Source organism: Streptomyces tailanensis (assembly GCF_008386495.1).
In the GTDB taxonomy this organism is placed as follows: Bacteria; Actinomycetota; Actinomycetes; order Streptomycetales; family Streptomycetaceae; genus Streptomyces; species Streptomyces tailanensis.
Genome location: NZ_VTHJ01000037.1, coordinates 1 through 18661, shown reverse-complemented (window position 1 = coordinate 18661; position 18661 = coordinate 1). Strand labels below are relative to the sequence as shown.

The 18661-nt window shown below is 71.2% G+C and carries 16 protein-coding genes, 1 pseudogene and 1 riboswitch; of the genes and pseudogenes, 6 read left to right on the top strand and 11 right to left on the bottom strand.

What is annotated here, in order from left to right; genetic code table 11:
* Positions 1-144 precede the first annotated feature (144 nt).
* Positions 145-275, bottom strand: a riboswitch (FMN riboswitch).
* A 325-nt stretch (positions 276-600) separates the two neighbouring features.
* Entirely contained in the window at positions 601-1359 is a 759-nt protein-coding gene (locus F3T56_RS27190) for an SDR family oxidoreductase (RefSeq protein ID WP_149827998.1), read from the top strand.
* A gap of 33 nt (positions 1360-1392) precedes the next feature.
* Here the strand turns inward: F3T56_RS27190 and F3T56_RS27185 are convergent, their stop codons facing one another.
* Positions 1393-2616 carry an ROK family transcriptional regulator gene (locus F3T56_RS27185; protein WP_149827997.1) on the bottom strand — a complete coding sequence of 408 codons (1224 nt, stop codon included), beginning with the start codon at positions 2614-2616 and terminating at the stop codon, positions 1393-1395.
* A 141-nt stretch (positions 2617-2757) separates the two neighbouring features.
* On the opposite strand from F3T56_RS27185, the gene F3T56_RS27180 reads away from it, so the two are divergent.
* The gene (locus tag F3T56_RS27180) at positions 2758-3969 is read left to right on the top strand and encodes an MFS transporter (RefSeq protein ID WP_149827996.1); all 1212 of its coding nucleotides are present in this window, start codon (positions 2758-2760) and stop codon (positions 3967-3969) included.
* Positions 3970-4013: 44 nt separating this feature from the next.
* Here F3T56_RS27180 and F3T56_RS27175 read toward each other — a convergent pair whose 3' ends face one another.
* The gene (locus F3T56_RS27175) at positions 4014-5153 is read right to left on the bottom strand and encodes a glycoside hydrolase family 6 protein (RefSeq protein ID WP_149828058.1); all 1140 of its coding nucleotides are present in this window, start codon (positions 5151-5153) and stop codon (positions 4014-4016) included.
* 219 nt (positions 5154-5372) lie between these two features.
* On the opposite strand from F3T56_RS27175, the gene F3T56_RS27170 reads away from it, so the two are divergent.
* Positions 5373-6056 carry a DUF5995 family protein gene (locus F3T56_RS27170; RefSeq protein WP_149827995.1) on the top strand — a complete coding sequence of 228 codons (684 nt, stop codon included), beginning with the start codon at positions 5373-5375 and terminating at the stop codon, positions 6054-6056.
* Positions 6057-6148: 92 nt separating this feature from the next.
* Positions 6149-7075, top strand: a complete 927-nt coding sequence (locus F3T56_RS27165; protein WP_149827994.1) for a TIGR03619 family F420-dependent LLM class oxidoreductase — start codon at positions 6149-6151, stop codon at positions 7073-7075.
* 8 nt (positions 7076-7083) lie between these two features.
* On the opposite strand, the gene F3T56_RS27160 is transcribed toward F3T56_RS27165, so the two are convergent.
* From F3T56_RS27160 to rpe, 8 genes are all read right to left on the bottom strand, one after another.
* Positions 7084-8724: a flavin monoamine oxidase family protein gene (locus tag F3T56_RS27160; protein WP_149828057.1), complete on the bottom strand. Its 1641-nt coding sequence runs from the start codon at positions 8722-8724 to the stop codon at positions 7084-7086.
* A 106-nt stretch (positions 8725-8830) separates the two neighbouring features.
* The gene (locus F3T56_RS27155) at positions 8831-9619 is read right to left on the bottom strand and encodes a carbon-nitrogen hydrolase family protein (protein WP_149827993.1); all 789 of its coding nucleotides are present in this window, start codon (positions 9617-9619) and stop codon (positions 8831-8833) included.
* A gap of 198 nt (positions 9620-9817) precedes the next feature.
* Entirely contained in the window at positions 9818-11038 is a 1221-nt protein-coding gene (locus F3T56_RS27150) for an MFS transporter (RefSeq protein WP_149827992.1), read from the bottom strand.
* A gap of 124 nt (positions 11039-11162) precedes the next feature.
* Positions 11163-11615 (bottom strand): Lrp/AsnC family transcriptional regulator, encoded by a 453-nt coding sequence (locus F3T56_RS27145; protein WP_149827991.1) that lies wholly within the window; start codon positions 11613-11615, stop codon positions 11163-11165.
* Between the two features lie 91 nt (positions 11616-11706).
* Positions 11707-13149 (bottom strand): GuaB1 family IMP dehydrogenase-related protein, encoded by a 1443-nt coding sequence (locus tag F3T56_RS27140; protein ID WP_172639162.1) that lies wholly within the window; start codon positions 13147-13149, stop codon positions 11707-11709.
* Positions 13150-13280: 131 nt separating this feature from the next.
* Positions 13281-13634, bottom strand: coding sequence for a barstar family protein (locus F3T56_RS27135; protein ID WP_149827989.1), 354 nt, complete (start codon positions 13632-13634; stop codon positions 13281-13283).
* A 150-nt stretch (positions 13635-13784) separates the two neighbouring features.
* Complete coding sequence (locus F3T56_RS27130) at positions 13785-14828, bottom strand: sugar-binding transcriptional regulator (protein ID WP_149827988.1); 1044 nt, start codon at positions 14826-14828, stop codon at positions 13785-13787.
* Between the two features lie 153 nt (positions 14829-14981).
* Positions 14982-15668 (bottom strand): ribulose-phosphate 3-epimerase, encoded by a 687-nt coding sequence (gene rpe / locus F3T56_RS27125; RefSeq protein WP_149827987.1) that lies wholly within the window; start codon positions 15666-15668, stop codon positions 14982-14984.
* 203 nt (positions 15669-15871) lie between these two features.
* Between rpe and F3T56_RS27120 the strand changes: the two are divergent.
* Positions 15872-16393, top strand: a pseudogene (locus tag F3T56_RS27120) (MMPL family transporter); the annotation flags it as partial.
* Between the two features lie 67 nt (positions 16394-16460).
* On the top strand, positions 16461-17030 hold the full coding sequence (locus F3T56_RS27115; RefSeq protein ID WP_172639161.1) for a hypothetical protein: 570 nt from the start codon (positions 16461-16463) through the stop codon (positions 17028-17030).
* Between the two features lie 19 nt (positions 17031-17049).
* Here F3T56_RS27115 and F3T56_RS27110 read toward each other — a convergent pair whose 3' ends face one another.
* Positions 17050-18480 carry an RsmB/NOP family class I SAM-dependent RNA methyltransferase gene (locus F3T56_RS27110; protein WP_149827985.1) on the bottom strand — a complete coding sequence of 477 codons (1431 nt, stop codon included), beginning with the start codon at positions 18478-18480 and terminating at the stop codon, positions 17050-17052.
* Positions 18481-18661 lie beyond the last annotated feature (181 nt).

The following is an 18661-nucleotide window of genomic DNA, read 5'->3' as shown; positions in this document are numbered from 1 at the left end:
TGCCTCGTTGGGCACGGACTCCGGGGCTGTCGAAGACGACAGACATGAGCGGACGACGGCACAGAGAGCGTCGCCGTGTGCTGCGGACCCACCCCTCGTGAGGTAGACCGAAAACAGACGGCGGCGCGCACGAATGCCCGCCCGCCGCGCACTGCCTCCCATCCGGACTTTAACCGTCGGTCCAGGAATTTCACCTGGTCAACCGGCCGCTGGAAGCGACCGGGTCGCGGACTATAACCGCCGGTTCGGACTTTCACCGACCCCGGAGTGCGCTGCTTCTGGTACATGGCCAGTGTGCCACGCCTGATCGGCATCCATGCGGGTGAAGGCTGTGGGGTGGCTCACAGACGGTGTCACTGGACTTCCGCGGCAGGCGGAGCCGGGGTTCGATGAGGGCTGACCCTGAGTCAACTTCCGTCGCACCGGCCCCACTCGACCCCGGCGCCGACCCATTGACCGGCTTGGTCTAGTCCTTTTAAAGTCTGCCGTCGCGGTATCCGCCCTGAACGGCCCGGCGGCGGTGACGACGGCCCTTGCCCCGCCGCCGGGTCCCGCGTCGGTCGCCGAGTGCCGGCGGCAGGTCTCTGCGAGGCTGGAGACATGACCACGATCCTGGTGACCGGAGGAACCGGTGTCCTCGGACGGCCTCTCACCGAGCGGCTGCGGGCGGACGGACACGAGGTGCGGGTGCTGAGTCGGCACGCGCAGCCGTACGCCGTCGATCTCGTCGCCGGCGGGAGCGGGTTGGACGCGGCCGTGGCAGGGGTGGACACGATCGTGCACTGCGCGAGCTCGCCGCGCGGAGGCGACGAGCAGGCGGCGGCGAACCTGATCGCGGCGGCGCGGCGGGCGAGTGTGGATCACCTGGTCTACATCTCGATCGTCGGCGTGGACCGGGTGCCGTTCGGCTACTACCGGACCAAGCTGGCCGTCGAGCGGCTGGTCGAGGAGTCGGGGCTGGGCTGGACCATCCTGCGCGCGACACAGTTCCACGACCTTCTCGTGATGCTCTTCCAGATCCTGTCCAAGCCACCGGTCATGCTGCTCCCGGCCGGCGTGAGCGACCAGCCCGTCGCCGTCGCCGAGGTCGCCGACCGTCTGGCCGACCTGGCCGTGGGCGCCCCCGCCGGCCGCGTCGACGACATGGGCGGCCCCGAGGTCCTCACCTTCCCTGAGCTGGCCCGCGCCTACCTGACGGCCACGGGCCGGCGCCGACCGCTCGTGAACGTGCCGCTGTTCGGCAAGGCGTACCGGGCGTTCCGGGCCGGAGGCCATCTCACGCCGGAGCGGGCCGTGGGGAAGGGGACGTTCGGGGAGCACTTGGCGGCGCGGTTCGGCAGGGGGCGGAAGGTGGGGTGAGCGGGCGGCCGGGGAGCACCCACCGCCCACCGGCTACCGCGTGGGCGGTGCGAACAACTCGTCCTGAGCCGCCTCCCGGGCCATGAGCAGCGCGCCACGCAGTACGGCGCTCCCCCCGAGTACGCTCGGCCGGACCTCCGTCGGCAGCGGCGACAGGGCCGTCAGCCGCGCCTTGACGCGGGCGGCGAGTACGTCCCCACCGGCCTGCCCGAGCTCACCGCCGAGGACTACGCACCCGGGGTCGAGGACAGCCACGACCGATGCGGCGCCGATGGCGAGCCGATCGGCGAGGGCGTCCAGGAAGCGGGTGTTGCGCTCGACCGCCGCACTTCGACCGTCCGCCGAACCCCCGGCCCCCACCAAACCCGCCACAGCGGCCCGCACCAGAGTCGCCGCGGGCGACTCGTGTCCCGTCGCCTCGGCCTCGACACCGTGGGCCGTCGCCAGTGCGGCCACCGCTGCCGCGCCGGCGAGGGAGTGGAAGCCGCCCCCGCAGTCGGTCGCGGAAGGGAGGCCTGTAGTGCCGGGGACCGGGAGGAAGCCGATTTCGCCGGTGCTGCCGGAGGCGCCGCGGCGGAGGGTGCCGTCGAGGACGACCGCGGCGCCGATGCCGAGGCCGAGCCAGAGGAGGACGAAGGTGTCGCGGTCGCGGGCGGCGCCGTCGCGCTGTTCGGCGAGGGCGGCGAGGTTGGTCTCGTTCTCGACGAGGACGCGGGCCTGGAGGCGTTCACCGAGGGCCGCGGCCAGCCGGCGGTGCCATTCGGGCAGACCGGTGGAGTTCCGGAGTTCGCCGGTGGCCGGGTCGATCAGGCCGGGGGCGCCGATCGCCACCGTGTGCAGCCGGTCGGCGCCCGCCTCCTTCGCGGCCCGCTCCACCAGCGTGACCGCCTGCTCCACCGCGGGTCCCGTACCGGTGCCGTCCGCGATCGGGACGGACGCCCGCGCCAGCTCCGTGCCGAGCAGGTCGGAGACGACGACCGTGACACCCTCGGTGCGCACATCGAGGGCGGCCAGGTGGGCGCGGTCGGCGACGATGCCGTACAACCTGGCGTTGGGGCCGCGCCGCTGCTCCCCGGACTCCCCCACGACCGCGATCAGCCCGGCGGTGGTCAGGCGCTCCACGAGGTCCGCGACCGTGGGCCGGGACAGACCGGTGAGCTGCTTCAACTGCCCTGCCGTCAACGACCCTTCCTCCTGCAGCAGCCGCAGGGCGAGCCGGTCGTTCATGGCCCGGGCGGTGCTGGGTGATGCGGGCATGCCGGGATCCTCCCAGATCGGCGGGGGCGTGTGGCCGTCGGTTCACGCCCTTCCCTGCCGCCTATCTATCAGGCAGGGTTGCTGATAGTTTACGCCGGCACGAGCAACCAGGGGCACCACGACATCAAGGGAGGGCCCAGAATGAGTGCGGTGGTCTACGAGCAACACGAGGTGAGGCGCGCCCGGTACGCCGTGGCCGCCGTGTTCGCCGTGCACGGCGCCGTCACCGGCTCGTTCGCGACCCGCGTGCCGTGGATCCAGGACCATGCGGGGGTCGGCGCGGGCCAGTTGGGGCTCGCGCTCGCCTTCCCGGCGATCGGCGCGTCCGTGGCGATGCCGCTCGCGGGCCGGATCAGCCACCGGTTCGGGGCCCGTACGGCGCTGCGCGGGCTGATCTCCCTGTGGACGCTCGCTCTCGTCCTGCCCGCCCTCGCGCCGAACCTGTGGACGCTGTGCCTCGCCCTCTTCGTGTACGGCGCGACGGCCGGCATGGCGGACGTCGCGATGAACGCGCTCGGCGTCGAGGTCGAGACCCGGCTCGGGAAGTCGATCATGTCGGGGCTGCACGGCATGTGGAGCGTGGGCACCCTCGTCGGCGCGGCGGCCGGCACGCTCGCCGCGCATCTGGGCTCGGACGCCCGGCTGCACCACGCGCTGGCGGCGGCCGCGCTCACCGTCCTGGGTCTGGTCGCCTGCCAGTGGGTACTGGATCTGAGGCCCACCGAGGACGAGGAGCCGCCGCCCCGGTTCGCGCTGCCGCCGAGGTCGGCGCTGCTGATCGGCGCGATCGGGTTCTGCGCGGTGTTCGCGGAGGGGGCCGCCCTGGACTGGTCGGCGGTCTATCTGCGGGACCAGTTGGAGACCTCGGCGGGGCTCGCGGCCGCGTGCACCACCGGTTTCATGCTGACCATGGCGCTGGCCCGGCTCGTGGGCGACGCGGTGGTCAACCGTTTCGGCGCGGTCCGCACCGTACGGGCGGGCGGTGTCCTCGCCGCGCTCGGCGGTCTGCTGATCGTCGTCGCCAACCACCCGGTGGTGGCGATGGGCGGCTTCGCGCTGATGGGTCTGGGCATCGCCGTGGTCGTACCGCTCTGCTTCGCCGCCGCCGGTCGCAGCGGGCCGAACCCCAGCCTGGCCATCGCGGGCGTCGCGACCATCACGTACACCTCGGGCCTGATCGCGCCGAGCGCGATCGGCGGGCTGGCCCAGGTGACGAGCCTGGTGGTGTCGTTCGGCCTGGTGACCGTACTGGCGTGCGGGCTCGCCGTCTTCGCGGGCGTGCTGCGCACCGCCGAGCGGGACCGCCCGAAGGTCGGCCGGCCGGACGCGGCGGTTCCCGACCCGAGGCCCTGAGACGGTCCGCGCGGCTCTACGACGTACTCGCCCAGCAGGCCTCCTCAGCCCCGCGCCAGCTCGTACGCGTACTCCGGTGAGAACGCCCCCGCCCTCCCCCGGCAGCCGTCGGACTCCCCCGGCAGTTTCACCCACAGATAGGCGTCGACGCGGGCCTCGCCGGTGCCGAGGGTCGGCGGCTGTCCGAGGCTGCGGCCGGAGGGGTCGCACCATGCGCCGTCGGCGGGGGCTCCGTTGCCGTTGCGGCTGGTGTCGATGACGGCGCCGAGGCTCGCGGGGCCGCCGAGGGCGTCCAGCACCTGGCGGGTGTAGGCGACCTCGGCGTTCGTGCGGTTGAAGTTCGACACGTTGCTGAAGACGCCGTCGGAGGCGTCGGGCGAGGCGGCGCCCGCCTGGCGGAGCAGTGCGGCCTGCTTGTCCGGCGCGTTCCATTCGGAGTGCCCGGCGTCGTAGTAGATCCGAGCGCCGGGGTTGGCCGCCTTCAGGACGCGACCGGCGCGGGCGAGGGACGCGAAGCGGTCGGCCCGCGCGCCGGCCGAGAGACAGTCGGACTGGGCGATCGCGTCCGGCTCCAGGATCACGATGACCTCGTCCGAGCCGAGCCCGGCGGCGAAGGCGTCGATCCAGGCGTCGTACGCGTCCAGGCTCACCGCCCCACCCTGCGAGGCCCCGCCGCAGTCGCGGTCGGGGATCGCGTACGCCACAAGGACCGGCACCCGGCCCTGCGCGGCCCCGCCGGAGGCGACCGCCGCGACCTGCGACGTGACGCTGGCCGGGACGGGGTCCGTGAGCCAGATGGCGGCCGGGTGGTCGGCGATGCCGGACTCGATGACGGTGCTGCGCGGGTCACCGGGGTTGTCGCGGACCCAGTCGAGGACCTGGGAGTCGGGGTGGCGGTAGAGCTCGCCGGGTTCGGTCACGGGCGCCGTCCGCCGTTCGGTCTGCTTCGCCGAGGGCCGCACGCGGGACTTCCTGGAGGGTTCGGGCGACTTCGAGGGCGACGGCGTGGGCGAGGTCCGCGACGGGGAGGGTGCGGCCGGAGTCGGGTCGGCCGACTGGGGTGGGAGGCTCGGTGGGCGGCTCATCAAGGGGCGGGCCTCGTCGGAGCCTCTGTCGCCGTTCATCGCGGTCACCAATCCGGTGACCGTACCGACGACAGCCACGACCGATGCGGCCACGACCATGGCGCTGCGCCTCACCGCCCGCCTGCGCTCGGCTCGGCGTGCGGCCAGACGCTGGGCACGTAAGCCTGACACGTGGCGCTCCCCCCTGCTCCCGGACTTGAGGCTCCCCTGCCTCACGGCACTTCCCGGTACTCCCCGTCGCACCCGCGTTACCCCGTTCCGGGGACGCGCCGGGCACGGCGGCACCGGTGTCAGCCTAGGCCTGGGACCCTGCCCCTTATGGCGCAGTTGGAACATTTCACCAATTCCGTGGACTCAGTAGACACCGTCGTCTCCCGTATGCGCGCCCTCGACGCCGTCCTGCCCGAGCGGGACGGCGTCGCGGTCTTCAACCGCGTCTACCTCACCGTCACGGAGGCCATCGACCGACGCCTGGACGCCGGCCTGTTCCCGGACGCCGAGGCCGCGATCGTGCTCGACGTGCGCTTCGCCGAGCGGTATCTGAGGGTCGCCGAGGGCGGATGCGCGCCCGCGTGCTGGCGGCCACTGCTGCAGTTCCGGCGCCATCCGGGGGTACGACCGCTGCAGTTCGCCCTGGCGGGCATCAATGCGCACATCGGGCACGATCTCGCGCTGGCCGTCGTGGACACCTGTCGTACGCTCGGCTGCGAACCCGTCGATCTGGAGGACGAGTTCGAGCATGTGGGCGATGTCCTCGTCTCGCTGGAGGAGCGCATCCGCGAGGAGTTGATGCCGGGCCCCGATCTGCTCCAGATCGCCGATCCGCTCACCCATCTGCTCGGCTCGTGGAGCCTGGAACGGGCCCGTGAGGCGAGCTGGTCGGCCGCCCGGGCACTGTGGGTCCTGCGTGGACTCCCCGAGCTCGCCGAGGAGTTCGGCGACCGTCTGGACGCGGCCGTGGGTCTGGCGGGACGGATGCTGCTGACGCCGCTGCCGCGCTGAGGCGGTGCCGAGAAGACGCCCATGCCACGCGTAGAACTCGTTGTGAAGGTTATACGTTCAACTTGAGAAGATCCCTCGCGTAGGAGCACGGCATGGCGTTACGACTCGGGCTCGCCCTTCCCCAGATGCGGCAGTACGACATCGGAAAGGACGTGCCCGACGTGGCGCGGACGGCCGAATCCATCGGCTACGACAGTCTCTGGGTCTTCGAACGGGCCCTGTTCCCCGAACGCCCCTCGCAGGGCCTGTACGGCCTGGAGGGCCTCCCCTGGCCGGACCAGTACCGACACGTGGCCGAGCCACTGGTCACCCTCACCCTGGCCGCAGCGGCCACCCGGCGGGCACGGCTGGGCACAAGCCTCATCGCCCCGCTGCACGTGCCCTTCCAGCTCGCCAAGTCCCTCGCCTCGCTGGACGCGGCGAGCGGCGGCCGGGTGGTCGCGGGCCTCGGCACCGGCTGGTCGCACGACGAGTACGCCGCGGCGGCCGTCCGCCCCTTCGAGGAACGCGGCCAGGTACTGGAGGAGCTGATCGGGGTCTGCCGGGCTGTCTGGGGCCCGGACCCGGTGTCGTACGACGGCAGGCTCACGAAGATCACCTCCGCCGTGGTCGGCCCCAAGCCCGCCCGGCCGATACCCATACTGCTCCCCGCCGGCACCAGACGGGCGCAGCGCAGACTCGTCGACCACGCCGACGGCTGGCTGCCGGTCGGCCTGGGCGTCGAGGAACTGGCCACCCAGTGGCGCCAGTTGCGCGACCTGGCCGCCGAGCGCCGCCGCATCCGACCGCTCCGCTCGGTGCTGCGCATCAACGTGGCCTACCAGACCAAGGCCTACGAGGGCACCGACCGCCACCCGTTCCAGGGCAACGCCGACCAACTCGCCGAGGACCTGGCGGCGCACGCCGAGATCGGCCTCGACGAGATCTTCCTCGACCTCCAGGGCGACCTGCGCGACGCCGAGGAACTCAAGGACGTGGCCGCGGAGGTGTACGAGTCGGCACGCGCGGCCGGCGTCTAGCCTGGTCTTCAGTCCTCGGGGAGTTCGACGGGCGCGATCTCGTCGTAGACGTCGCCGGGGCCGGGGTTGGTCGCGTCGGTCGCTCCGCCGAAGTGGTGCATGACGCCCCAAACCGCGTTGAGGGCGGTCTGGACGGCGCCCTCGGCCCAGCCGGCCGTCCAGGAGATGTCGTCGCCTGCGAGGAAGATGCCCCGCTTGTCCTCGGGCAGCCGGTCCTGCATGAAGTGGGTGAACAGGCGCCGCTGGTAGCGGTAGTGACCGGGCAGGTTGGCCTTGAACGCGCCCATGAAGTAGGGCTCGTTCTCCCAGGAGACGGTCACCGGGTTGCCGATGATGTGCTTGCGGATGTCGACCTTGGGATAGATCTCGCCGAGCGACTTCAGCATGACCTCCATCCGCTCGTTCGCGCACAGCGGCAGCCACTTCAGACTGTCGTCGCACCAGGTGTAGGAGAGGCAGATGACGGCGGGCTTGTCCGGACCGTCGTCGAGCAGGTAAGTCCCGCGCGTCATACGGTCGGTGAGCGTCATCGACATGACGTCCCGGCCCGTCCACTCGTCCTTGTCGAGCCAGAAGGGCCGGTCGACGGGCACGAAGAGCTTGCTGGACTCCATGTAGTGCGTGCGCTCGATGGCGGTCCAGTGGTCGATCGGGAAGAGCGAGTCGTCGCAGGCGATCTTCGACAGCAGCAGCCAGGACTGGGCGGTGAAGACGGCCGCCGCGTACGTACGGATGTCGCCGTTCGCGTCGGTCACGGTGATCCGGTTGCCCGCGGTGCGGTGCAGCCGGGTCACCGCCGGGCGCGGCTCGCCGTTCTCGTGCAGCTTCGCGAGCGAGGTCCCGTGCGCCCAGTGGACGATCTTCTCCGGCTCGCGCTCCCACAGGCGCATCGGCAGCTGCTGGGAGCCGCCGACGATGCCGCGGTGGTGGTCGTCGGCCTCGGTGTAGACGACCCGCAGGATCTCCAGGATGGAGTTGGGGAAGTCGGTGTCCCAGCCGCCGGTGCCGAAGCCGACCTGGCCGAAGATCTCGCGGTGCCGGAAGGACTTGAAGGCCTCGGAGTCGCAGAGGAAGCCGTAGAACGTCTGGTTGTCGAGCTTCTCGACGAGCCTCGACCAGATCGCGCGGATGCGCGGGACGTCGCGCTCGCGCATCGCCCGGTTCATGTCGGAGAAGTCGGCGCCGTCTTCGAGGCAGGCGTTCCAGGCGGCGGCGACGTCACGGTAGACCTGCGGCAGATCCGCGATCGTCTCGGCGTAGTGCGACTCGCCCTTGAGGTCGACGACGGTCGAGGGCGTCGCCTCCGACAGGGGGTTGGGGAAGGGCCGGGTCTCCAGGCCCACCAGGTCGATGTAGTACTGGAGCGCCGTGGAGGACGGCGGGAAGCGCATCGCGCCCATCTCGGCGGTGAGGCCCTCGGTGCCGGAGCCCTCGAAGCCCACCGTCCGCAGCCGCCCGCCGATCCGGTCGGCCTCGTACACGACCGGCTTGAGCCCCGTCTTCATCAGCTCGTACGCCGCCACGATGCCGGAGAGTCCGCCGCCGACGACCGCGACCTCGGTGCCGTGCTCGGTCGCCGGTATCTGGCCGAGGCCCGCCGGGTGGGTGAGGAAGTCGTCGTACGCGTACGGGAAGTCCGGGCCGAACATGGTGATCGGCGGCTGCTGCTCGTCTGCGTGCTCGATGGCGTTGGGCACGGTGGTACGGACTCCTTGCACGAAAGCTACTGAAGTGAGAAGTGAAGCTGGAGAGGGATCAGACGAGGGACCCGTAGAGGCCGGGGCGACGGTCCTCCAGATACGGGTTCGCCGCGCGCGAGGCCGCGAGGAAGGCGGGGTCGACGTCGGCGAGGACGAGTTCCTCGCCCCGTCCGGCGCGGGTGCGCGCGACCCCGTCGGGTCCGGCGAGCGTGGAGAGCCCGACGAAGTCGAACTCCCCTTCCTGGCCGACCCGGTTGACGTAGGCGACGTACAGCTGGTTCTCGAAGGCGCGCACCGGGATCATCGACTCGGCGACGAACTGGAACGGGTGCATCTGGGCCGTGGGCACGATCAGCAGGTCGGTGCCGGCGAGGGCGTGGGCGCGGACGTTCTCCGGGAACTCGACGTCGTAGCAGATCATGATCCCGACGCGGAGGCCGCCCAGCTGGGCCTGGACGACGGGCTGCTCGCCCGGGGTGAAGTGGTCGCGCTCGAAGCGGCCGAAGCGGTGGGTCTTGCGGTAACCGGCGAGACGGGCGCCGGCGGCCGTGATGAGCTGCGCGGAGTTGAAGACCGCCTCGCCGTCGCGCTCGGGGTAGCCGTACGCGATGGCGAGGCCGTGTCGTCCGGCGGTCTCGGCGATCGCGTCGGCCGAGTCCCCGTCGGCGGGCTCGGCGAGCCGCCCGATGTCGTCGCCGATCGCGTACCCGGTCAGGAACATCTCCGGCGCGACCAGCAGCCCGGCCCCCGCGGCGGCGGCACGGCCCGCGGCCTCGTCGAGCACCTTGAGGTTCTCGGCGACCGAGCCGGGGCGGCCGGAGCTCTGGAGCAGGGCGATGCGCATGCGTGTTCCTCACCGGGGCGGAGGGGGGATTCTGGGGCCACGTAGACGGTACGGGGGGCCTGCCGGGGCGGACAAGAAGGAGCCGTTGCGCGCTCGTGAGCGGTTCGTTGCGTCCACGACGCGGACGATGGCGATTCGTTGCGCGTCTCCGGGCGGAGGGCTCGCTCCGCCCGGAGACGCTGGTCAAGGGCGCGCTCGCTACCGGGTCTTGGCGACCGGGGTTCTCGCCGCCAGCACGAGCGCCGTGATCAGGTAGGGCACCGCGAACACGGCGAAGGCGGTGCTGTGGGCGCGGGAGGCGGCGATGAGCGCGTACGTGCCGAAGACCGCGACCGTGGCCAGCTCTGTCCCCATGCTCGCGACCGAGGTCAGGGTGGCCCGGCGGGCGCCCTCGATACGGTCCTGGAGGCGGGCGTCGGCGAGGACATTGACGAACTGGAAGCCACCGAAAGCGACCCCGACAAGACCGATACCGATCGGTGTGCCCATCAGCGCGCCCACCGCCAACGCGACCGCCGAGCCCGTGAGCACCACCGCGAGCCCGGTTCTGCCGAGCCGCTCACCCGCGCCGGTCAGCAGGCTCCCGATCGTGGGCCCGACCCAGATCAGCAGAAGCAGATACGGAACCGTCTGCTCGGCCACTCCGGTGTCCCGGACCAGCAGAGGCGTGTACTCGTCGAGGGCACCCCACACCGCGCCGACGGCCGGAACGAGCAGCAGGGCCCCGCGTACGGAACAGTCCCGGCGGGCTTCGGAGAGCCCGGCCCGCAGGGTGGTGAGAGTGGTGGCCCGGTCACCGCCCGGGAGCGTCTTCTCCCGGTGCTCCGGAAACCGGGTGGCCACGGCCGCGGTCAACACACAGACCAGCACGCTCGCCGCGCCCACGGCCGGATAGCCGCCGAGGTCGAGCACCGGCCCGGCCAGCCCCATCGCCGCCATCACGGCGACCATCCCGGCCGCCTGGGCCCGGCCGATGACACGCGCGTACCGATCGGCCGCGCCTAGCCGGTCCAGCTCGTCGTACACCAGTGCCTCCAACGCACCGGAACCGAGCGCTCCGCGCACCCCCCACAGCACGAAGCCGAGGGCGAAGGCCCAGTACGACGGCACGATCACCCAGAGCGCGAAGCCCGCGCCGGTGAGCAGCGGGCCCAGCCAGAGCAGCATCCGCCGGGACACGGCGTCGGCCCAGGCACCGGAGGGAACCTCCAGCAGAATCCCGGTGATCGACCACAGGGCGAACAGGGAGGAGATCTCCCAGATCGACAGACCGGCGTCGCTGAACAGCAGCGCGTACACCGGGTAGAGCAGCACGAAGTCGTCGAGGAACGCGTAACCGTACAGCGTGACCGTCAGCCGCCGGACACCGCTGGTGCCGGTGTGCTCGGCGCCGGACAAACGCGCAGGTGAAAGTGTCATGAGGCCTTCCCGAAGGGGCGATGAGGACGTCGGATGCACGACGTCCGAGGCGGCCCTCGGGAGGCACGACTGGTGGATCAATGTCGCCAGGTCATGAACCCGATGGTAGGCGAAGCACCCCTGATCAGGCAGGCGGCCCAGACGGATATCGCCGCAACAACGGCGACAGCACAAGAACGGACTTCGTCCGCTCGACGAACGGCTCCCCGGCGATCCGTTCAAGCACCCGCTCGAAGTGCCGCATGTCGGAGGCGAAAACCTGCACCACCGCGTCGGCCTCCCCGGTGACGGTCGACGCGGCGACAACCTCCTGATACCGCTCCAGCCCTCGCTGGATGGTCTCCGGCGACGTGTTCCGCCGGCAGTAGATCTCGACGAACCCCTCGGTCTCCCACCCGAGCGCGGCGGGGTCCACACGAACGGTGAATCCCCTGATGGCTCCGGACGCCCGCAGCCGGTCCACACGGCGCTTCACCGCCGGCGCGGACAGGCCGACGAGTTGGCCGATGTCGGAGAAGGAGCGGCGGGCGTCCTCGGCGAGGGCGTGCACGATGCGTTCGTCGAGATCGTTCAGCACTGCGGGTGGATCACTTCTCTGGAGTCGCGGCGGAGTTGGGGAGAGGCTCTGCGAGACTAGGGGGCGTTGTGAAAGTCCCGCACAGCACCCCCTAGCTCCAGCTGGCGTGCAAGGGCTTGCCCTCGGCGTACCCGGCCGCACTCTGGATCCCCACCACAGCCCGCTCCGCGAACTCCTCCAGAGACCCGGCCCCGGCATATGTGCAAGACGACCGCACACCCGCGATAACCGAGTCGATCAGGTCCTCGACGCCCGGCCGAGCCGGATCCAGGTACATCCGCGACGTGGAGATGCCCTCCTCGAACAGCGCCTTGCGCGCCCGGTCGTACGCGGACTCCTCGCTCGTACGGTTACGGACCGCCCGCGCCGATGCCATCCCGAACGACTCCTTGTACAGCCGCCCACTGGCGTCCTGCTGAAGGTCGCCCGGCGACTCGTACGTCCCGGCGAACCACGACCCGATCATGACGTTCGACGCACCCGCGGCCAGCGCCATGGCGACGTCACGCGGGTGCCGTACGCCACCGTCGGCCCACACGTGCTTGCCGTACTTCTTCGCCTCGGCCGCGCACTCCAGCACCGCCGAGAACTGCGGCCGCCCGACCCCGGTCATCATCCGGGTCGTGCACATGGCACCGGGCCCGACGCCGACCTTGACGATGTCGGCGCCCGCCTCGATGAGGTCGCGCACGCCCTCCGCGGCGACGATGTTGCCCGCGACGATCGGCACCCGGGGGTCGAGGTCGCGCACCAGCTTGATCGCGCTGATCATCGACTCCTGGTGCCCGTGCGCGGTGTCGATGACGAGCGTGTCGACGCCCGCGTCGAGCAGCTGCTTCGCCTTGCCCGCGAAGTCGCCGTTGACACCGACGGCGGCGGCGATGCGCAGCTTGCCGTTCGCGTCGACGGCCGGGGTGTAGAGCGTGGCGCGCAGGGCGCCCTTGCGGGTGAGGATGCCGGCGAGGCGGCCGTCCTTGTCGACGGCGGGCGCGTAGCGACGGTTCGCGTGGTCGAGCCGGTTGAAGGCCTCACGGGGGTCGATGTCCGCGTCGAGGAGCAACAGGTCCCTGGACATGACCACTTCGAGCTGGGTGAAGCGGTCGACACCGGTGAGGTCCCGGTCGGTGACGACACCGACCGGCCGGAGCTCCTCGTCGACGACGACGCCCGCATTGTGCGCCCGCTTCGGCAGCAGGGCCAGCGCGTCGGCGACCGTCTGGTGCGGGTTCAGCACGATCGGGGTGTCGAGAACGAGGTGGCGGCTCTTCACCCAGGAGATGACCTCGGTGACGACCTCGATCGGGATGTCCTGCGGGATGACCACGAGGCCACCGCGCCGGGCGACCGTCTCGGCCATGCGGCGGCCGGCGATGGCGGTCATGTTGGCCACGACGAGCGGGATGGTGGTGCCCGTGCCGTCCGGGGAAGCCAGGTCGACGCCCTGCCGCGATCCGACGGCGCTACGGCTCGGGACCATGAAGACGTCGTCGTAGGTCAGGTCGTACGCGGGCTGGATGTCATTGAGGAAACGCACGTGCCGCACATCCCAGTCGTTCAGAGGTGACCCCCTGGCAGGACCGCCAGGGGGAAGAGCACGTACTTCATTGTCCCATGTCGGCGGGTATGAGCGGCCCCGACAGATCATCCAGAGGGCCGGTCGGCGGCCTAGGAGGATCCTCCGAGAGCGAGCACCACCTGGAACTCGGTGCCGGTGCCGCGCCACCGGTCGACGGCCTCCGTGAACACGTCCTGTGCCATGCCCCAGTCGTGCGGCACCTGCCGCGCGAACTCCTGCCAGCCGGTGACCACGACCAGCCGTCCCCGCACTGGCGGCGCCCACGACAGATCGGTGAGGCAGTCGGCGAGGGCGTCCCAGTTGCGGCCGAAGTAGTCGGGCAGGGCGAGGGCGCGGGCGCAGCGGTCCATGAAGGCGGGCTTGGCCAGGACACCGCTCAGATCCAGCTCGATGTGGACCCAGCCGCCCTCGCCCAGTACCTCGGCGAGCGTGCCGTCGCTCATCTCAAGACCGCCTTCGTGTCAGGACCGCGCTGAACAGGTCGTGGTGATCGTCGGTGCCATGTGCTGCGGGCCGCCCCCGGGACGAACCGCGGCAGCACTCCCCGCACACGCTGCCACGGCTCTCCCCGTATGACCTGGTACGACCTTCCGTCAGGGCCCGTCCGGGTCGGCCCGGTTGAGCGCGGGGCGCGGGGTCTGACCGGCCGTCAGCAGGGAGTCCGCCGCCGAGGTGTCGGTGACGAGGCTGGTGACCAGGCCCGAGCGCAGTACCGCGTCGATGGCGGCGGCCTTGCGCTGTCCGCCGGCGATCGCGACGACCTCCGGGATACGGCGCAGCTGGTCGGCCTTGACGGTGATGCACCGCTCGCCGAGGTCCCGCCCGACCCGGCGGCCGTCGGCGTCGAAGAGGTGGGCCGACATCTCGGCCGCGACCCCGAGGGACGCGTAGTGGGAGCGCTCCTCCTCGGTGAGCATGTCGTGCACCGTCGAGATGCCGGCCTCCCAGGAGCCGATGGAGACGCAGGCGACCGTGACCTTGTCGAAGTACTCGAAGGCCCGGGCGATCCCGGTCTGGTTGCGCAGCGCGGCCGCGGTGGCCGCGTCCGGCAACAGCATCGGCGCGTAGATGGGGTGGGCGTCGCCGCCCGACACCTGCGCGGCCCGCCGAACCGCCTCCACCGAGCCGCGCTCGGCGGTCCCGGCGTCGTACACGCCCGTCAGCTGCACCACTGTGCAGGGCGGCAGCCGGTCCAGGGCGGCCGCCATGTGGATGGTGGAGCGTCCCCAGGCGAGGCCCAGGACGTCGCCCTCGTTGACGAGTTCGCCGAGCAGGTCCGCGGCGACCTCGCCGAGATTCTCGGGGTCGGGCGACTCCTCGGCCTCGGCCGGGGACTCGACGACCACGGCGTGCCTGAGGCCGTAGCGGGCGCGCAGGGCGTCGGAACGCTCGGCGTCCAGCTCGGCGGGGACGCGGATCTCGATGCGTACGAGATCCCGTTCGAGGGCGGTCTCCAGGACACGGGCCACCTTGAAGCGGCTCACGCCGAACTCCTCGGCGATCTGGATCTTGGACTTGCCCTCGAGGTAGAAGCGGCGCGCCATGGCTGCCGCCTGAACCAGCTCAGCGGGTCCCATCCGCATTGCTGACCGGCCCGCCGACATACCCGACACGGCCATCTCCTCACTGCTCTTCACACATGGATACGCCGTTCATCCTTGCAGATCCGGCGTTTTCGATCAGCCCGAAGGAGCGCCGTTCACGTTCCCTTGGCCCGCTGGTCGCCTGACCTGCCTCGTTGGGCCCAGCGATCGCACGGTCGTGCCCCTGTTCTTGTCGTGCCCTTGTTCTCAGTGTCCGCAGGCCCAGGCGGCGGTGGCCGTCGTGGCGTCCGCCTGGGCACGCAGCGCGCGGACGGCCTCGGCCGGGTCGTCGGCCCCGTACACCGCGGAACCGGCGACGAAGACGTCGGCGCCCGCCTCGGCGCAGCGCTCGATGGTGGAGGTGGAGACACCTCCGTCGACCTGGAGCCACAGGTCGAGGCCGTGCTTGCTGATCAACTCGCGGGTCCGGCGGATCTTGGGGAGCATGATGTCGAGGAAGGCCTGGCCTCCGAAGCCCGGTTCGACCGTCATGATCAGCACCATGTCGAGTTCGGGCAGCAGATCCTCGAACGGCTCGATCGGCGTCGCCGGCCTGAGCGCCATGGAGGCCCTGGCTCCCTTGGCCCGGATCTCGCGGGCGAGCCGCACCGGTGCCGCGGCCGCCTCGACATGGAAGGTGACGGAACCGGCACCCGCTTCCACGTACTGGGGCGCCCAGCGATCGGGGGCCTCGATCATCAGATGGCAGTCCAGCGGCGTTTCGGTCGCACGGGCCAGGGACTCCACGACCGGCACACCGAGCGTGAGGTTCGGGACGAAATGGTTGTCCATCACGTCTACATGGAGCCAGTCGGCCCCTTCGACCGCCTTCGCCTCGTCGGCGAGACGGGCGAAGTCGGCGGACAGGATGCTTGGGTTGATCTGCGCGGCCATGCACCAAGCCTCCCATGGCAGCGGGGGTTCGCGGGCATCGGTCCATACCTTCGGCCGCGGAGGCGGCCCTACCTGCGGCTGCGGGGGCGGCCGTGACGGAGCCCGGGACGGGCGGCCGAGGCATCGGGCACCTGGTCTGCGGGCGGCGCGCCAAGTGGGTCGTGCTGGTGCTGTGGCTCGTGGTGCTCTTCCTGACGGCACCACTGATCATCCCGCTGGTGCTCGTCGTGGTCCTGCTGATCCTCTGTTTCCTGCTCCGCGCCCTGATCGCCCCTCTGCTGCTGATCGGGACGGTGATCCTGTCGTTCGCCGCCGCGCTGGGGATCAGCGCGCTCGCCTTCCGGTACCTCTTCGACTACGCGGGCGAGTCGACGGACTTCCCGCTCTTCGTCTTCGTGTTCCTGGTCGCCCTGGGCATCGACTACAACATCTTCCTGACCGCCCGCATCCGCGAGGAGGCCGCCCACCAGGGCACCCGCAAGGGCGTGGTGACGGGCCTCGCGGCGACGGGCGCGGTGATCACCTCGGCGGGCCTCGTCCTCGCCGGTACCTTCGCCGCCCTCGGCACCCTCCCCATGGTCGCCTTCGCCGAGATCGGCTTCGCGGTCGCCCTCGGCGTCCTCCTCGACACCTTCGTCGTACGGTCCGTCCTGGTCACGGCCCTGTTCCTGGATGTGGGCCCGAGGGTGTGGTGGCCGCACCGGTTTGCACGCGCGGAGGACAACCATCAGGCCGACCCAGCGGTCTCAGACGTCGACAGGGGGAGGCCGAGTGAGCTGGCTGGACGACATCGTGGACAAACTGGAAGACGTACTGGAGAAGGACGATCCGGGCCGTCTGTGGGCCGACTACCTGGGGGCGAGCCACGACGTCCACATCGCCCGGCAAACCCTCCGTGAGGCGGAGGAGGAGTACGCGTCCGCCAAGAACCGGGCCCTCGCGGGGGATCTGGCACCGGCTCTGCGGAGGGACCTGCGCAAGGGCAGGAACACCCTCAGCGTGCTGAATCTGCTGCGCGACGTGGGCGCTGAGCACCCACGCCTGGTCCACACCCTGCTCCCGGAGCTCTACGAGTGCTGCCTGAGCGTCAATAAGGCAGGCATCTGGGGCCGCGACATCCTGCGCACACTCAGCAGGACGACCGACCTCCACGACGACCTGGCCCCCTTGGTCGCCGAGACCCTGCGCGACGAGGAGGAGCTGTCGGACGTCATCACGATGCGCTGCCTTGCCCATCTGTTCGAGGACATCGGCGACACCGCACTCATGGACGTCCTCCTCCGCGCCGCCCGCACCTCACCTGACGCCGACGTACGGGAACTCCCCGACGACTACTCCGACGAGTCCCCGGAACAGGAGTAGACGCTGTCCGTGGCGAGGCTCAAGCGGTACGGCGGATCAGCGCCAGGTACATCGCGTCCGTCCCGTGCAGATGCGGCCACAACTGCACATCGGGCCCCTCCCCCAACTCCGGTACGCCCGCGAGCAGCGGCCGCGCGTCGACGACGTCGACCGTGTCGCCGTACTGCTTGAGCACGTCCTGGACGACCGCGCGAGTCTCGGCGAGGTGCGGGGAACAGGTCGCGTACCCGACGACTCCCCCGACCCGTACGGACTCCAACGCGGTCCGCAGCAGCGCCCGTTGCAGCGGAGCGAAGCCCTCCAGGTCCTCGGGCCGCCGCCGCCAACGGGCCTCCGGTCGCCGCCGCAGGGCCCCCAGCCCGGTGCAGGGCACATCCATCAGCACCCGGTCGAAGGAACCCGGCCGCCACGGCGGGCGCGTCCCGTCGGCCGCGATCACCTGATACGGCCCGGGGTTTCCGTCGAGCGCCTTGGCGACCAGCCCCGCCCGGTGCGGCTGCTTCTCGGAGGCGAGCAGTACGGCCCCCCGCTCGGCGGCGAGCGCCGCGAGCAGCGCGGCCTTGCCGCCGGGCCCGGCACAACCGTCCAGCCACGCCTTGTCGGGCCCGTCGAGCGGCGCGTTCGCGAGGGCGAGTGCCACGAGCTGGCTGCCCTCGTCCTGCACACCCGCACGGTTTTCCCGTACGGCGTCCACGGCACCCGGCTCCCCGCCCTCGGCGAGCCGCACGGCGTACGGCGACCAGCGCCCCGGCACCGCGGACTGCTCCCCGAGCAGCTCCTCGGTGGTGGCCCGCCCGGGCCGGGCGACCAGCGTCACCTCGGGCCGCTCGTTGTCGGCTTCGAGCAGGTCCTCGATCCCGGCCCGCCCGCCGCCGAGCGAATCCCAGAGCGCCGACACGACCCATCGGGGATGCGAGTGCACGACGGCGAGATGTTCCTCCGGATCGTCGTCGTAGGGGGGCGCGACCCGCCGCAGCCAGCCGTCCAGATCGTCCTGCGCGACCTTCCGCAGTACGGCGTTCACGAACTTGGCCCGCCCGTCACCAAGCACGACCCGGGCGAGATCGACGGAGGCGGACACGGCCGCGTGCGTCGGGATCCGCGTCCCGAGCAGCTGGTGCACGCCGAGGCTCAGCACATCGAGCACCGGCGGATCCACTTCGCGCAACGGCCGGTCCACGCACTCGGCGATCACGGCGTCGTAGGTCCCCTGCCACCGCAGCGTCCCGTACACCAGCTCGGTCGCCAGCGCCGCGTCCCGCCCGTCGAACTTGTCGGGCCCCTCCTTCTCCCGCGCCCGGCGCAGCAGCGGCGGCAGAACGAGGTTCGCGTACGCGTCCCGTTCGTCCACGGCCCGCAACGCCTCGAAGGCGAGCATGCGGACGGGGTCCTTCTGGGGACGGCGATACGACGTGCCCGGCTTACGCGGACGGCGGGACTGCTCACTCACGAAAAAGGTGCTCCGGATATGGGGATGCGATGCCATGACCAGCGTACGCCGCCGGGTCGGGCCGCCCGGGACCGCGCCCGGGCCTGATCGAGAGGCGAGCCCCGCCCCTGTGGCCGGCTAGGGCGCGTATCTGGTTTCGATCAATCTGGCGGATCCGGCCCGCGCGGTGTGGCGGATCCGG

Excerpts from the sequence above, each read along its gene's own strand:
- F3T56_RS27190 (WP_149827998.1), top strand. The coding sequence starts at position 601 with ATGACCACGATCCTGGTGACCGGAGGAACCGGTGTCCTCGGACGGCCT.
- F3T56_RS27185 (WP_149827997.1), bottom strand. The coding sequence starts at position 2,616 with ATGCCCGCATCACCCAGCACCGCCCGGGCCATGAACGACCGGCTCGCC.
- F3T56_RS27180 (WP_149827996.1), top strand. The coding sequence starts at position 2,758 with ATGAGTGCGGTGGTCTACGAGCAACACGAGGTGAGGCGCGCCCGGTAC.
- F3T56_RS27175 (WP_149828058.1), bottom strand. The coding sequence starts at position 5,153 with ATGGTCGTGGCCGCATCGGTCGTGGCTGTCGTCGGTACGGTCACCGGA.
- F3T56_RS27170 (WP_149827995.1), top strand. The coding sequence starts at position 5,373 with ATGGCGCAGTTGGAACATTTCACCAATTCCGTGGACTCAGTAGACACC.
- F3T56_RS27165 (WP_149827994.1), top strand. The coding sequence starts at position 6,149 with ATGGCGTTACGACTCGGGCTCGCCCTTCCCCAGATGCGGCAGTACGAC.
- F3T56_RS27160 (WP_149828057.1), bottom strand. The coding sequence starts at position 8,724 with ATGTTCGGCCCGGACTTCCCGTACGCGTACGACGACTTCCTCACCCAC.
- F3T56_RS27155 (WP_149827993.1), bottom strand. The coding sequence starts at position 9,619 with ATGCGCATCGCCCTGCTCCAGAGCTCCGGCCGCCCCGGCTCGGTCGCC.
- F3T56_RS27150 (WP_149827992.1), bottom strand. The coding sequence starts at position 11,038 with ATGACACTTTCACCTGCGCGTTTGTCCGGCGCCGAGCACACCGGCACC.
- F3T56_RS27135 (WP_149827989.1), bottom strand. The coding sequence starts at position 13,634 with ATGAGCGACGGCACGCTCGCCGAGGTACTGGGCGAGGGCGGCTGGGTC.
- rpe (WP_149827987.1), bottom strand. The coding sequence starts at position 15,668 with ATGGCCGCGCAGATCAACCCAAGCATCCTGTCCGCCGACTTCGCCCGT.